At 41.6% G+C, this 12,316-nt stretch carries 20 protein-coding genes; 18 read left to right on the top strand and 2 right to left on the bottom strand.

Annotation, left to right across the window (positions count from 1 at the left end):
- The first annotated feature begins 32 nt into the window (after nucleotides 1-32).
- The 3 genes from ACZ449_RS04900 (at nucleotide 33) to ACZ449_RS04910 (ending at nucleotide 1,180) form a co-directional block, all read left to right on the top strand.
- Entirely contained in the window at nucleotides 33-356 is a 324-nt protein-coding gene (locus tag ACZ449_RS04900; protein ID WP_464261810.1) for a recombinase family protein, read from the top strand.
- 276 nt (nucleotides 357-632) lie between these two features.
- On the top strand, nucleotides 633-1,004 hold the full coding sequence (locus ACZ449_RS04905) for a hypothetical protein (protein WP_464259947.1): 372 nt from the start codon (nucleotides 633-635) through the stop codon (nucleotides 1,002-1,004).
- Between the two features lie 5 nt (nucleotides 1,005-1,009).
- Nucleotides 1,010-1,180, top strand: a complete 171-nt coding sequence (locus ACZ449_RS04910; RefSeq protein WP_464259948.1) for a hypothetical protein — start codon at nucleotides 1,010-1,012, stop codon at nucleotides 1,178-1,180.
- 206 nt (nucleotides 1,181-1,386) lie between these two features.
- Here the strand turns inward: ACZ449_RS04910 and ACZ449_RS04915 are convergent, their stop codons facing one another.
- Nucleotides 1,387-1,605: a hypothetical protein gene (locus ACZ449_RS04915; RefSeq protein ID WP_464259949.1), complete on the bottom strand. Its 219-nt coding sequence runs from the start codon at nucleotides 1,603-1,605 to the stop codon at nucleotides 1,387-1,389.
- Between the two features lie 256 nt (nucleotides 1,606-1,861).
- Here ACZ449_RS04915 and ACZ449_RS04920 point away from each other — a divergent pair, with 256 nt between their 5' ends.
- The 3 genes from ACZ449_RS04920 to ACZ449_RS04930 all read left to right on the top strand — a co-directional run bounded on the left by ACZ449_RS04920 (nucleotide 1,862) and on the right by ACZ449_RS04930 (nucleotide 3,012).
- Nucleotides 1,862-2,209 (top strand): hypothetical protein, encoded by a 348-nt coding sequence (locus ACZ449_RS04920; protein WP_464261811.1) that lies wholly within the window; start codon nucleotides 1,862-1,864, stop codon nucleotides 2,207-2,209.
- Between the two features lie 162 nt (nucleotides 2,210-2,371).
- The gene (locus tag ACZ449_RS04925; RefSeq protein WP_464259950.1) at nucleotides 2,372-2,512 is read left to right on the top strand and encodes a hypothetical protein; all 141 of its coding nucleotides are present in this window, start codon (nucleotides 2,372-2,374) and stop codon (nucleotides 2,510-2,512) included.
- Between the two features lie 155 nt (nucleotides 2,513-2,667).
- On the top strand, nucleotides 2,668-3,012 hold the full coding sequence (locus ACZ449_RS04930) for a hypothetical protein (RefSeq protein ID WP_464259951.1): 345 nt from the start codon (nucleotides 2,668-2,670) through the stop codon (nucleotides 3,010-3,012).
- Between the two features lie 77 nt (nucleotides 3,013-3,089).
- Here the strand turns inward: ACZ449_RS04930 and ACZ449_RS04935 are convergent, their stop codons facing one another.
- The gene (locus ACZ449_RS04935) at nucleotides 3,090-3,584 is read right to left on the bottom strand and encodes a hypothetical protein (protein ID WP_464259952.1); all 495 of its coding nucleotides are present in this window, start codon (nucleotides 3,582-3,584) and stop codon (nucleotides 3,090-3,092) included.
- 160 nt (nucleotides 3,585-3,744) lie between these two features.
- On the opposite strand from ACZ449_RS04935, the gene ACZ449_RS04940 reads away from it, so the two are divergent.
- The 12 genes from ACZ449_RS04940 to ACZ449_RS04995 all read left to right on the top strand — a co-directional run bounded on the left by ACZ449_RS04940 (nucleotide 3,745) and on the right by ACZ449_RS04995 (nucleotide 12,315).
- Nucleotides 3,745-3,948: a hypothetical protein gene (locus ACZ449_RS04940; protein WP_464261964.1), complete on the top strand. Its 204-nt coding sequence runs from the start codon at nucleotides 3,745-3,747 to the stop codon at nucleotides 3,946-3,948.
- Nucleotides 3,903-4,019, top strand: a complete 117-nt coding sequence (locus tag ACZ449_RS04945) for a hypothetical protein (RefSeq protein WP_464261812.1) — start codon at nucleotides 3,903-3,905, stop codon at nucleotides 4,017-4,019. Before ACZ449_RS04940 ends, ACZ449_RS04945 begins: the two co-directional genes overlap by 46 nt.
- Before the next feature lie 70 nt (nucleotides 4,020-4,089).
- Entirely contained in the window at nucleotides 4,090-4,224 is a 135-nt protein-coding gene (locus ACZ449_RS04950; protein WP_464259953.1) for a hypothetical protein, read from the top strand.
- 255 nt (nucleotides 4,225-4,479) lie between these two features.
- Complete coding sequence (locus tag ACZ449_RS04955) at nucleotides 4,480-4,983, top strand: YqeG family HAD IIIA-type phosphatase (protein WP_464259954.1); 504 nt, start codon at nucleotides 4,480-4,482, stop codon at nucleotides 4,981-4,983.
- Nucleotides 4,984-5,030: 47 nt separating this feature from the next.
- On the top strand, nucleotides 5,031-5,891 hold the full coding sequence (locus ACZ449_RS04960) for a shikimate dehydrogenase (protein WP_464259955.1): 861 nt from the start codon (nucleotides 5,031-5,033) through the stop codon (nucleotides 5,889-5,891).
- Between the two features lie 238 nt (nucleotides 5,892-6,129).
- Nucleotides 6,130-7,812, top strand: coding sequence for a GspE/PulE family protein (locus tag ACZ449_RS04965; protein ID WP_464259956.1), 1,683 nt, complete (start codon nucleotides 6,130-6,132; stop codon nucleotides 7,810-7,812).
- A gap of 13 nt (nucleotides 7,813-7,825) precedes the next feature.
- Nucleotides 7,826-8,881 carry a type IV pilus twitching motility protein PilT gene (locus ACZ449_RS04970; RefSeq protein ID WP_464259957.1) on the top strand — a complete coding sequence of 352 codons (1,056 nt, stop codon included), beginning with the start codon at nucleotides 7,826-7,828 and terminating at the stop codon, nucleotides 8,879-8,881.
- A gap of 34 nt (nucleotides 8,882-8,915) precedes the next feature.
- The gene (locus ACZ449_RS04975; RefSeq protein ID WP_464259958.1) at nucleotides 8,916-10,139 is read left to right on the top strand and encodes a type II secretion system F family protein; all 1,224 of its coding nucleotides are present in this window, start codon (nucleotides 8,916-8,918) and stop codon (nucleotides 10,137-10,139) included.
- A 45-nt stretch (nucleotides 10,140-10,184) separates the two neighbouring features.
- A complete protein-coding gene (locus ACZ449_RS04980) occupies nucleotides 10,185-10,562 on the top strand; it encodes a type II secretion system protein (protein WP_464259959.1) in 378 nt (125 codons plus the stop codon).
- A gap of 84 nt (nucleotides 10,563-10,646) precedes the next feature.
- On the top strand, nucleotides 10,647-11,396 hold the full coding sequence (locus ACZ449_RS04985; RefSeq protein WP_464259960.1) for a prepilin peptidase: 750 nt from the start codon (nucleotides 10,647-10,649) through the stop codon (nucleotides 11,394-11,396).
- A 21-nt stretch (nucleotides 11,397-11,417) separates the two neighbouring features.
- A complete protein-coding gene (locus ACZ449_RS04990; RefSeq protein WP_464259961.1) occupies nucleotides 11,418-11,882 on the top strand; it encodes a pilus assembly FimT family protein in 465 nt (154 codons plus the stop codon).
- 10 nt (nucleotides 11,883-11,892) lie between these two features.
- Nucleotides 11,893-12,315 carry a type IV pilus modification PilV family protein gene (locus ACZ449_RS04995; RefSeq protein WP_464259962.1) on the top strand — a complete coding sequence of 141 codons (423 nt, stop codon included), beginning with the start codon at nucleotides 11,893-11,895 and terminating at the stop codon, nucleotides 12,313-12,315.
- The last annotated feature ends 1 nt before the right edge of the window (nucleotide 12,316 follow it).

Raw genomic sequence — 12,316 nt, forward strand, 5'->3', positions numbered from 1 at the left:
GAAAACAAAAAAAAGCCTGTAAGCTAAAACTCATTCCCGAAGAAGCAGAAATCGTTAAAGAGATTTACAGAGTGTTCGTGGAAACAAATTCATTGACGAAAACGGAAACTTACTTTATCCAAAACGGTTATAAAATGAAAAACAAGAAACTGTTTACCCGCTTTGCTCTCCGTAATATCCTTACCAATCCTGTATATATGATTGCTGACGAGGACGCTTATAATTACCTAATCGAAAACGAGGTAGATTTGTTTGCTGCAAAAGAAGATTTTGATAGCACGCATGGAGTTATGGCCTACAACCGCACCATTCAAAAATCCGGTAAGGCTAACCAAATACGACCAATGGACGAATAGATTGTGGCTGTGGGGAAGCACACTGGTATGATTAAAGGTACGGAATGGATTCAGGTACAGGAATATTTAGAACAGAATCGGTCGAAGTCCTTTCGTAAACCCAGAAGCAACATTGCCCTTCTTTCAGGTCTTTTATTTTGCACCTGCGGTGACTATATGCGTCCTAAACAGAGCAAACGGATGGATGCTCAAGGAGAGTTTATTTATTCTTAATTTTGCGCCATGAAAGAAAAGAGCCGTTCTCATGTCTGCCTGATGAAGAACGCTAATGGAAATATGCTTGATCGAGTCGTGTGTGAAGAAATAAAAAGACTTGGCGCAGATAGTTCAGAATTTATCCGTCAGCTTGAACTCGGCAAAAAACAACTGGAAGGCAATCGTGAAGAATATGACGATAATTTAGATCGTCTGCGCGGTGTGCTTGCGGAGAATGAAAAAGAGATTGCGGCGCTGGTATCGTCACTCTCTAAAGCGGCGGGTACAGCAGCCGAGAGGTATATTGTTAAACAAATTGACGAACTGCACGGCAAGGGTGAAATAATGAAAAGCCGTATTTCTGAAATGGAGAGCCTTACAGCCAGTCATGCGCTTTCTAATATTGAATTTGATATTATACGTCAGTGCTCACAACCTTTAGGGATACGATAGACGATATGAGCGTCGAACAAAAACGCGCCGCCTTACGCACCTTTGTGAAAAAGGTGGTTTGGGACGGCGAGAATGTTCATGTGTATCTATTTGGCTCTGATGACAGTGGCGGTATTGAATTGCCGCCGGATGACTTCCTTTCGGGCAACGGCGGTGGACTTGCTGAAAATGGGTAGAATATGAGCCGTTATGCGAGAATAGAAAAACATGCTATTACCAAGTTAGGGAAGACGCTGTCGGCAGGCAATATTACACCTAAGTAGCGATTGCTATAGAACTATTTGGACAGTATTGTGCAATAAAGAAGTTTGCAGGCGCAGGTGGTGATGAGAAGAGCCAGAGAACTGTTTTTACAATTACTCTGGCTCTGTGACTGTTATATTTACTGGGGCGCTTCTTCTTGATTTATATAGATATTTTTCTTAATTTCAGGGGGGGTATCTTTACCGTTTAAACTTGAAATGACATGAGTCTTACGCTCGAATTTTTTGCTATGCTCAGTAGAATTTTTCAAGAAAATCACCGCCGATAGTAGTATTTCCAAGTGAAGTTTATATTCATCAGGTAAAAACTGAAAAATAGGAACCACCAGCAATGTCACTCTAGCCAGTTAGTAAAGCTTTGTATCATTTATCCGGTAATAACGGTTTATTTTGGCTATTCGTTTCCTTAGCGCTATCACGATTTGAATTATACTTTGGATCGCCGAAAGTAACTTTCTTTGAATTTTCTTTTATATCTTGTTTATATAGAGAAATAGCTATCACCTCCTAGTGATAGTTTATCCTAAAAATTAAATGCCAAACAAAGGTGGATAAGTTAAGCAAATGGGAAGTATATGAGTTGAGGTGATTATAATGGCTAAAACTGTTGTACTGGATTTTGACGGAGTTATTCACAGCTATACAAGTAAGTGGAAAGGGGTAGATGTAATACCCGATCCACCGGTAGAGGGGATCAAAGAAGCTATCGAAGATATTCGAAAGCACTATAAAGTTGTTGTAGTTTCGACTCGCTGCTTCCAGGAGGGTGGTCTAGATGCCATTAAGAAATGGTTAGAAAAGTATAATATCACTGTTGATGAGGTACTCGCTCATAAGCCACCGGCCATTGTGTATGTCGATGATCGGGCGCTAACCTTCGATGGAGATGCAAAAGGATTGTTGAGTAAAATCAGAAGATTTAAGACATGGCAAGATCGATAATAAACTCAATGACATAGGTCTCCATGGTAGCTTTTCGGTGTTAGCATGATAATAAACATAGGACTTTTGAATCATAACATAGGACTTTAGTCTTAAGACATTAAGGAATAATGACGATAATATAGTAATAAGACAAGTTATGAGCCAAGGAGGGCGAATAATATGGATTTAAAAGTAGCCGTAATTCAAGCTATTCCGAACTACAACTACAAAGAAGGTTCAACACCTAAGGAAGGATCAAGAAAGAAAGTATCCCAAACTTCTTTCCAGGAAATTTTGAAAAATGTAATGAAACAAAATTGAACCATTAGGTTTTCATGCAAAAATAAAGCGAGTTATGACAAAGCCGCCAGTGCTCCAAGTTACTGGCGGCTTTGTAAATTTTATAGACATTTAGGGCAGGAATTTAATGCCGTTTGCCGAATTATATTGCGAAAAAGGTGGAAGGAGACTATAGAATGACAAAAACTTATATATATCAATTAGCACCAACTGACTGGTTTTTCCCATTTAAAACAGTAGAACAAGCAAATGCAGACATAAAAAAAGAGTTTGGCGAAGACGATATTCCAGATATAAAGAATGAGCTACTGGATAAAATAGAAGCCGCCAAGGTGCTTTTTCGAAAATATACAGCATGGGAAGGTGATGGACAAGTTTACATTTCTGGTCTGCCTGGTGAAGAGTGTGACTCCTACCCCTTAATTTTAGTAACAATTAAACAGGAGAATAATGGGATTACCTATTTGTATTCACCTGTTGAGCTGCCTTATTTAAGAAGATATTTAGAGTTTGAAGGTTAAATCATGAGCGTCCTGTGGGGCGCTTTTCTGCTACTATCTCACAATCTATCGTAAGTTATGGTGGGGTGCAACATTGATTAATAATATTGTATTAATTTATGCGAAATAACATAATTGTAAGCAGCGACAACTACGTCTTTATTAAAAATTGCTTCAGGACTGTCCCCGTAATAGGCTCCGGCTGGCATATTGCCATGTGATTCATACAAGCATCTTTCCGGGGAATTCCCCCAAAATTCATCTTTGTTTATCCAAATTGAGCCATCAGGGTTCCAATGATTGCTTTGTTTGTTAAACGAGCATTTAAAAGTGTAAGTTTGTTTTTCAAAAGAAATAGTATTGTCGAAAGTTTGGCTCCTTAATTTAGCTAAAGTTGGTTCATCTGGTATGCAGATTAAGGTATACGTCATTTCGAAAGACGAGTCTTGTTCAGTTTTAGATATTACTTTTGCTACGAGTGAATCTGTGTGAAGATATTTAGCAAATCCATTTTCCGTAACAGTGTATAGATCTTCTGCAAAACATACGTTGGTTAACATGGTAAAAATAATCATAAGTAAAAATTTTTTCATTAGAACATTCCTCCTCTTTAAACAATTCTTTATATTAATGTAGAATCCTTTATCTATATATTGCGTAGTAAAGAAGCGAACATATATCTATTATAACATGAAAATAAAAACCATAAATTACAGATAAATAGTATGTACTAATGAGATAACTTTAATTGATGTGCTGGGCACAGCTCCTGATGTCGTGGGTGAAGCAGTGGAAAGTCTGTGTGAACAAGAACGGTTGACCCGTGAAATCCATCGTCTGACAGCACGGGAAAAATGGGTGCTTGAATGCGTTTTGGATTACCTGACGGCAGGCGCAAAACCCAGCGCGATATTGCCAAAATTTTGGGGATTTCTCGCAGCTATGTCAGTAGAATAAAAAAACATGCTATTACCAAGTTAGGGAAGACGCTGTCGGCCGGTGATACTACATCTAAGAGCGATCGTTGATACATGGATAAACCTAAATAGTAAGAAACATAATATATATAGTTTGCAAATGCAGAAGGAGTGAAGAAATGTGGAAAATCAAGAAGAAACAAAAACAAAAGCCTGCTTAGAGTGTTTAGAAAACTCGGATATAGCTTTAAGTAATTTGGAGGAAAAGGAACGGCTTAGCATTGCTATGTCAAGCTATTACATTTTATATCGGTAATTATATTAATTAATTATGTCTACCTTTGCGTGGGTGGATTTTAGCGAACATACTATGTAGACTGTTGTTTTGGCCGCTCCGGTGGGGGCGGCTTTCCCACTTATTCCTACCTTTCAACGATAGGTCAAGCCTGCGGTGCTAGTTGCTAGCACTCTTCGCAGCTGACCATTCTCTGGTCAACGTGGCAGTCTCTTTTGTTTTTGTTGCTGTCATGCTATAATTTTGATAATTGAAAGTAGTGTATGGGAGGAAAAATTGCTCAAACTATTAGTGCCCTGTATGGTGGTAAATACATTGTATGACATTAAGCTTACTGAATTAAAGCAGCGCGGTATTCGCGGGATAGCATTTGATCTTGATAATACCATAATTCCTTGGAACAGCTCAGAAATTTGTCCGGAAGTGTTGATGTGGTTGAATCACTTAGCTGCACAGGGTTTTAAATTGTGTTTGGTGTCTAATAATGGAAAAGAACGAGTAAGAAAAATAGCGGCACAATGCGGCGCCCCATTTGTGGCCTGGGCCCTAAAACCCTCGCGTAGTGGCTTTCGTCAAGCGGCTCAGGCTATGGGATTAAGCCCAGATACAGTGGCGGTTGTGGGTGATCAACTGTTTACGGATATCTTAGGTGGTAACCGTCTCGGTATGTTTACTATTTGGGTTAAGCCATTAACGACTAAAGAATTTATTGGCACAAAAATTACCCGTGAATTGGAGAAGTTAGCAGTGCATTTATTAAAAGCCACTGGGCGGCTCTAGCGCATGCAGCATTCCTAGTGTATTTAAGAGTGAAGGAGTTCTGTTCTATGGATATAACTGCCAAAACCCAAAAAGTAGGATTGTTAGGCTGGCCGCTGGGGCATTCATTATCACCAGCGATGCATAACGCGGCCTTTGCTGCTAGTAATTTAGATTATGTTTATTTGCCGTTGCCTACGCCGCCGGAATTGTTGGCGCAAGCGGTAGCAGGGCTTAGAGCATTGGGGTTTGCAGGAGTGAACGTCACTATTCCGCACAAAGTGGCTATAATGGATTATTTAGATGAAATTGATAGCAGTGCCCAGTTGGTTGGCGCTGTTAATACGATAGTAGTTAAAGAAGACAGATTAATTGGCTATAACACCGATGCTGGTGGCTATATTTGCTCCCTGGAACAGGCCGGAATTAGTGTAACTGGCAAGTCGGCCGTTATTCTTGGGGCAGGTGGTGCTGCGCGAGCGGTAGTCGCTGGGTTAGTCGGTGCCAAGATTGCATCAATAACCATCAGTGCCCGAGATAAAAACAAGGCTGATAGTATTGCGCAGTTATTTTCCGGAGTTATACCAGTAAATGGTGTTGTCTGGAAAAATAAGGAATTTACTGCAGCGGTGTCTAAGGCTAACCTTGTGGTCAATGCAACCTCCTTGGGGATGCATCCGGATATTGCCAGTCAACCGCCAATACAGTGGAATCTCCTGCAGCAATCAGCGGTGGTTTCCGATTTAGTATATAATCCACCAGTAACTAGCTTTATGGCCGAGGGTGCTCGCCGGGGGCATACGGTAGTTGGTGGGAACGGTATGCTGATTGAGCAAGGAGCGCTGGCATTTGAACTGTGGACAGGTTGCAAAGCACCTAAGCAGGTAATGCGCCAGGCGTTGCTGGCAGGGTTAAAAATTAATAATTAAAATTAATGAAAATTTGTATGGATTTTATTAAAAAATTGTATTTATTAGGCAGGAATTTTTGTTTGTAATGCGAATATACTCAATATAAAACAATAAATGTAAAATTTGGTAAATATATAAGGATATAAAGTGAGATACGTAGTCTAGTCAGATCAAGTAGTGCAACCGTCCATCCGCAAAATAGGTTATGTTTTGCTATGCCGGTTGCTTTTTTATATCTATTTGAGGTGTGTACACCATGTTAAATAATTGCAAACACTTAGGTGAATTCTTGATCGAAGCTGGAATTCTCAGGCAGGAACAACTAGAGAAGGCAGTAAGCGTTCAAAAAAAGACTGGTGAACGGTTAGAGAAAGTACTTATTAATTTGGGCTATATTACTGAAAGCAATATGATTGAAGTACTGGAAGTCCAGTTTGGTGTGCCATATGTTGACATGGCGGCTATGGAGGTTTCTCGCGAAATAGCTGCAACTATACCGAGTTCCCTAGCTGAGCGCTACCAGGTTATTCCTATTAAGAAAGATGGTCGGAAATTAACACTGGCCATGGTTGATCCCACTAATTTTTTTGCTATTGATGATGTTCGGATGGTATCTGGCTGCGAAATTGAACCAGTAATCGCCGCCGAAGGTGCGATTATTCGGGCCATCAATCAGTCTTATGGTGTGCAGGAGTTAGTTGAGAAGGCTGTCAACAAATTGAAAGTAGAGGAAGCCGCTGGTAGTATTGCTGAAGCTCCCTTGACCGACGATGCGCCAGTAGTTAGCATCGTTAACTCCATCATCAGTCAGGCTATCAAAGAACGCGCCAGCGATATTCATATTGAACCACAGGAGAAGTCACTTAGAGTCCGGTTTAGGGTAGACGGTGTGCTAAGAGAAGTTGTTACTTTCCCGCGTCACACCCATGCAGCCATTATTTCCCGGATAAAAATTATGAGCGAAATGGATATTGCCGAAAAGAGGTTACCACAGGACGGGCGGATAAAGGTACACGAATCTGGCCGGGACATTGATCTGAGGGTATCAACATTGCCGACTATAACTGGTGAAAAAGTTGTTTTGCGGATACTTGACAAAAAATCGATCATTTTAGATATTCAGGGACTGGGCTTTGTTTCCGGCAATTTAACATTATATCGCAGGCTGTATTCTCAAGCCTATGGCATGCTGCTCATAACCGGACCTACTGGCTCAGGCAAGACTACAACTCTGTATTCAACGTTGACCCAAATCAGTATTCCCAGCAAAAATGTTATCACTGTTGAAGACCCGGTTGAATACCGACTAGACGGTGTTAATCAGGTACAAGTAAACCATAAGGCAGGCTTGAATTTTGCCAATGGCTTGCGCTCCATTTTACGACAAGATCCCAATGTAGTGATGGTCGGTGAGATCAGGGATACCGAGACAGCCGATATTGCTGTCCGTGCTGCGCTTACCGGTCACTTGGTATTTAGCACACTGCATACCAATGATGCACCTGGAGCAGCTACCAGGTTAATTGATATGGGAATTGAACCTTTTCTGGTAGCCTCTTCACTGCTGGGAATTGTTGCTCAACGTCTGGTTCGGGTAATATGCCCAGAGTGCAAGCAACAGTATGTGCCTGAGGCTGACTCGCCGGAACGGCAGTTTTTAGGAGTCGATTCTGTACGAGAAATTGTCTTGTATCGGGGAACGGGTTGTTCGCGCTGCAGTCACACCGGCTATTTTGGCCGGATGGCCATCCAGGAGGTTATGACTGTCAGTCCGGCGGTGCGTGAGGCTATTAACCAACGGGTATCTAGTGATGTACTAGCAACGATTGCTATTGGAGAAGGGATGAAAACAATGCGTCAGGATGGTAATGCTAAGGCATGTAACGGATTTACAACCGTATCAGAGGTTATGAGGGTTGCCTACAATGGAACAGGATAAGGGGCAACATAGGATGAATATAGAAAATTTGTTAGAAGAAGCTGTAGCGGTAAACGCTTCGGATGTTCATCTTACTGTAGGGATTTCACCGCTTTTTCGTATAAGAGGCATTTTGACTGCTACCCAATATTCGGTACTTGATTATCAAGATACGGAAGCAATGGTTTCGGCCATCACGAATGTTGAACAGAAAGAGAAATTTCAACAGTTTGGCGAGCTTGATTTTTCCTATGCTATCGCCGGGTTGAGTCGTTTTCGGGTTAACGTTTTCCGACAACGGGGTTTAAATGCTATAGCTATCCGGGTGGTGAATGAGCAGATACCGACATTAGGGCAGCTTGGTCATCCCGAAGTACTGAAGACGTTAGCCCGCAAGCCGCGAGGACTGGTGCTTATTACCGGACCTACTGGCAGTGGTAAATCAACTACGATGGCAGCCATGCTTGATTTAATTAACATTGAGCGGGCCTGTCACATCATTACCTTAGAGGATCCTATTGAATATCTACATAAACATAAAAAAAGTATTGTTAATCAACGCGAGATTCACGTTGATACCAGATCATTTGCCAATGCGCTTAGAGCCGCGCTTAGGGAAGATCCAGATGTGATTCTAGTGGGTGAGATGCGCGATGCAGAGACAATAGGTATTGCAATAACAGCTGCCGAAACGGGTCATCTGGTGTTTGCCACATTACATACTAGTGACACTGCTCAGACCATTGACCGGATTATTGACGCTTTTCCGCTTTACCAGCAGCAGCAAATCCGGATTCAATTGTCACTTACACTCCAGGGCATTGTGGCACAACAGCTATTACCACGCCGTGATGACTCAGGCCGGGTTGCCGCGCTGGAGGTACTAATAGCAACACCTGCGGTGCGCAATCTAATCCGCGAAGGCAAGACCCATCAATTGATATCGGTTGTTCAGACAGGTGCCAAGGCCGGGATGCAGGCAATGGATATGTCGCTGCGTGATCTATACCGGAAGGGAATTGTGACCTATGAGGAGGCGCTGGCACGGGCTATGGATCAGGAAACCTTTGTCCGTTTGGCAAACGATTAAGTGTGATTTAGTAAACAGCGAGGTGGGTCCATAGGTGGCAAAAACATATAGCTATAAAGCCAGGGCTTACACCGGTCAATTGCTGTCAGGTACTATCATGGCTGAAAGCGAAGCCGCAGTAGCTGCTTATATTCGGGATAAAGGGTATTTCGTTACACAGATTAAAGTGCAAAAATCGGCAAGCTCCTTCTGTACGCTGCTAACTAGCCTGCAGCGGGTAAGTATTAAGGAGTTGGCCGTGTTTTGTCGGCTGTTTTCAACAATGGTGGATGCGGGGCTATCACTGGTAACCTGCTTAAGTATCTTAATTGAACAAACCTACAACCCAAAACTCAAAGCCGCATTGCAGGTCATTTATAAAAAGGTACAGGAAGGTGAACCATTATCAAAGGCAATGAATGAGTACCCTGCTGTTTTTCCTGAGATTATGATAAACATGGTAGAAGCCGGAGAAGTTGGCGGTGTGCTTGATGAGGTTCTGTGCAGACTGACAACTCACTTCGAAAAAGAGCATAAACTAAATGAGCGTGTTAAATCAGCCATGGTGTATCCGGCAGTGGTTATCAGTATGGCGCTACTATCTGTTAGTTTTATCTTGATGTTTGTTTTGCCAACTTTTATGAAAATGTTTGAGAATATGAATATAGAAGTGCCGTTGCCAACACGTATTCTCTTGGCACTAAGCGGTCTGCTTACTAACTATGGTATATGGTTGGTAGTCATACTAGCAGTGGGTGGCTATGGATTAGTATTGTTAGTACGCCAACCCAAGAACCGATTAGTTATGGATCAATTGCTGTTTGTTTTACCAATATTTGGTTTGCTAGGGCGCAAGGTGGCAATTGCTCGCTTTAGCCGTACACTTTCTACGCTCGTGCGGGGTGGAGTACCGATTATTGCTGCTATCGAAGTGGTAAAAAAGACTGCAGGCAATCTCAGTATGACAAGAGCGTTGACTACGGCGCAAGCTAGTATCCGTGAAGGTCGGGGTCTGGCGGCACCATTAGGAGCCAGCAATGTTTTTACTCCTATGGTGGTACAGATGGTGGCTATTGGCGAAGAAACGGGTGAATTGGATAAAATGCTGGAAAAAATCGCTGACTTTTACGATAGTGATGTTGAGGATATGATTAATCGATTGAGTAGTATGTTAGAGCCCATCTTGATTGGCGTATTAGGAGTAATAATTGGTTTTATCGTGATTTCCGTAATGTTGCCTATGTTTGATGTTCTTACTAATTTCAACAAAACAGGATAACATTAATAATGGGGTGAAAAGATCATTATAAACAGCAGATATAAGATGAGAAGTCAAAAGGGATTTACATTGGTTGAATTAATGGTAGTTATCGCCATAATTGGCATTCTTACTGCAATTGCTGTACCCAAGTTTGGTGCTGCCACCGATTCAGCGAATAAGGCTAAGATACAGGCAGATTTGAGAACATTAGATTGTGCTATTTCTATGTATTATGCTAAAGAGAGTAAATATCCAGATGCGTTGCTAAAACTAGTACCTGATTTTATAGCAACAATGCCTAATGTTCCTAGTCCATATAAGGGTACCGTGGGGCTACCATACAAGTTCGATAACGGGGGTACTTCACCCACCTATCGGGCTTATATTGAAATAACAACTGGCACTAAGATATTTGCAGACACTACTACTCCGGTGTGGTAATTTGAATACTAAATAGTAGTAAAATTGTTAGTTGCTATTAGCTTGGTTTAGTAGTTTATTTTATATTTTGTTTAGGAGTTTGTGATGGTTGATCTTATTATCGTAGTACTTGGTATTATAATTGGCAGCTTCCTCAATGTATGCATTTATCGCTTGCCGCGAAACCAATCAATTCTAAACCCGCCGTCGCACTGTTTAGATTGTAATACTCAACTCAAAGCCTGGGAGTTAATTCCTATAGTTAGCTATTTTTTATTGCGTGGCAAATGTCGCTACTGTGGTAAATCCTATTCATCACGCTATCCCATGGTGGAACTCATTACTGGACTCCTTTTTCTATGGTGTTTACAGATTGTTGGATTGAGACCAGAATTGCTTAAAGTATGTATATGTACTGTTTTCCTTATCGTCATTACTTGTATTGACTACGACTACCAGCTTATCCTGGACAAGGTGTTACTATGGTTTGCTGGAGCTGGTGTTGCCATAAATTTATATATTGGTTATCCGCATATTGCTGATATGCTTATTGCCGCGCTGGTTGGCGGCGGGTTGCTGCTGATTATTGCCGTGCTTACCAAAGGTGGCATGGGTGGTGGTGATATTAAGTTTGTTGCTGTGCTTGGCCTGTGGTTAGGAGTAAAGCTAATCATAGTTACGCTGTTTTTATCGTTTTTTATTGGTGGTGTCGGGGGCGCGTTATTGCTTGTTTTCAAAGTGAAAGGCCGCAAAGATTTTATACCCTTTGGGCCGTTTATTGCTACTGGTGCTTTTATCAGTATGTTGTTTGGCAGTGAGCTTGTTTGGTGGTATTTCCATACAATTGCCAAGTAGGGATTGGGGGAATCATCGGTTGTGGCTGTCAATAATAGACAAAAATGCGGTTTTATTTTAATTGAGCTGATTATCGTCATGGCAATTATTGGACTATTGTCAGCTATGGCTATTCCGAGAATGAATCAGACGGTGGCAGAAAATGAACTGGACGGAGCAGCACGGTTACTGGCTGCCGATATCCGTGGTTTGCAACAAATGACAATCAACGGCGGCAATACTGCATATAAACTCCGTTTTATTAATGATACTGAACCGCGCTACAATTTTACTGCCGGACCGCAAACCGTGCGGAAGGTTTATCTGCCCAATTCAGTAAAGATGATGGGATATCCGGTAGATATAGTATTTCGGCTAGATGGAATGCCATTTATAGGCGGACAAACAATTGAACTTAAGAGCAAAGTTACTGGAAAATCTCTGTATATCAAGTTGGCCCCTGTAACCGGACGGGTAAGAATTACCGATAGCAGCGGGGGTAGTTGAGGAGGTTTTTATGAATTTAGTCAAGAGTCAAGCTGGTTTTTTGCTAGTAGAGGCGCTAGTAGCCATGATAATTATTACTGTAGCTCTGGTAGGTATACTAGGAATGTTCACTCAGTCGTTGCGTGCTACTAAGAAGGCGGCAGACTATACGACAGCTACTAGTTTAGTTCAAGAACAAATGGAACAAATGAAAATAATAGATGAACTATTTTGGAATAGCGTAAGTTTTCCTTATCAGTTTGCGACTGAAGCCATTCCTATGAATAATGTTACTTATACAAGGACTACTCAGGCTGAGCTTAGCATACTTGACCCAGAGTATCCGGCGAAACAGCGAATTATTAAAGTAACTGTGCATGTTGAATGGTTGGGTGCCGAAAAAATTAGTATGGTTACTTATGTACTGCGGGAATTGCCGCAGTTTGCCAATTAGG

It is taken from the genome of Desulfosporomusa polytropa (genome assembly GCF_055380075.1).

What these genes read in the sequence shown, in the direction of transcription:
- ACZ449_RS04930 (WP_464259951.1), top strand. Translation starts at nt 2,668, where the DNA reads ATGACAAAAACTTATATATATCAATTAGCACCAACTGACTGGTTTTTC.
- ACZ449_RS04905 (WP_464259947.1), top strand. Translation starts at nt 633, where the DNA reads ATGCTTGATCGAGTCGTGTGTGAAGAAATAAAAAGACTTGGCGCAGAT.
- ACZ449_RS04910 (WP_464259948.1), top strand. Translation starts at nt 1,010, where the DNA reads ATGAGCGTCGAACAAAAACGCGCCGCCTTACGCACCTTTGTGAAAAAG.
- ACZ449_RS04980 (WP_464259959.1), top strand. Translation starts at nt 10,185, where the DNA reads ATGAGAAGTCAAAAGGGATTTACATTGGTTGAATTAATGGTAGTTATC.
- ACZ449_RS04935 (WP_464259952.1), bottom strand. Translation starts at nt 3,584, where the DNA reads ATGAAAAAATTTTTACTTATGATTATTTTTACCATGTTAACCAACGTA.
- ACZ449_RS04970 (WP_464259957.1), top strand. Translation starts at nt 7,826, where the DNA reads ATGAATATAGAAAATTTGTTAGAAGAAGCTGTAGCGGTAAACGCTTCG.
- ACZ449_RS04995 (WP_464259962.1), top strand. Translation starts at nt 11,893, where the DNA reads ATGAATTTAGTCAAGAGTCAAGCTGGTTTTTTGCTAGTAGAGGCGCTA.
- ACZ449_RS04925 (WP_464259950.1), top strand. Translation starts at nt 2,372, where the DNA reads ATGGATTTAAAAGTAGCCGTAATTCAAGCTATTCCGAACTACAACTAC.
- ACZ449_RS04985 (WP_464259960.1), top strand. Translation starts at nt 10,647, where the DNA reads ATGGTTGATCTTATTATCGTAGTACTTGGTATTATAATTGGCAGCTTC.
- ACZ449_RS04960 (WP_464259955.1), top strand. Translation starts at nt 5,031, where the DNA reads ATGGATATAACTGCCAAAACCCAAAAAGTAGGATTGTTAGGCTGGCCG.
- ACZ449_RS04965 (WP_464259956.1), top strand. Translation starts at nt 6,130, where the DNA reads ATGTTAAATAATTGCAAACACTTAGGTGAATTCTTGATCGAAGCTGGA.
- ACZ449_RS04920 (WP_464261811.1), top strand. Translation starts at nt 1,862, where the DNA reads ATGGCTAAAACTGTTGTACTGGATTTTGACGGAGTTATTCACAGCTAT.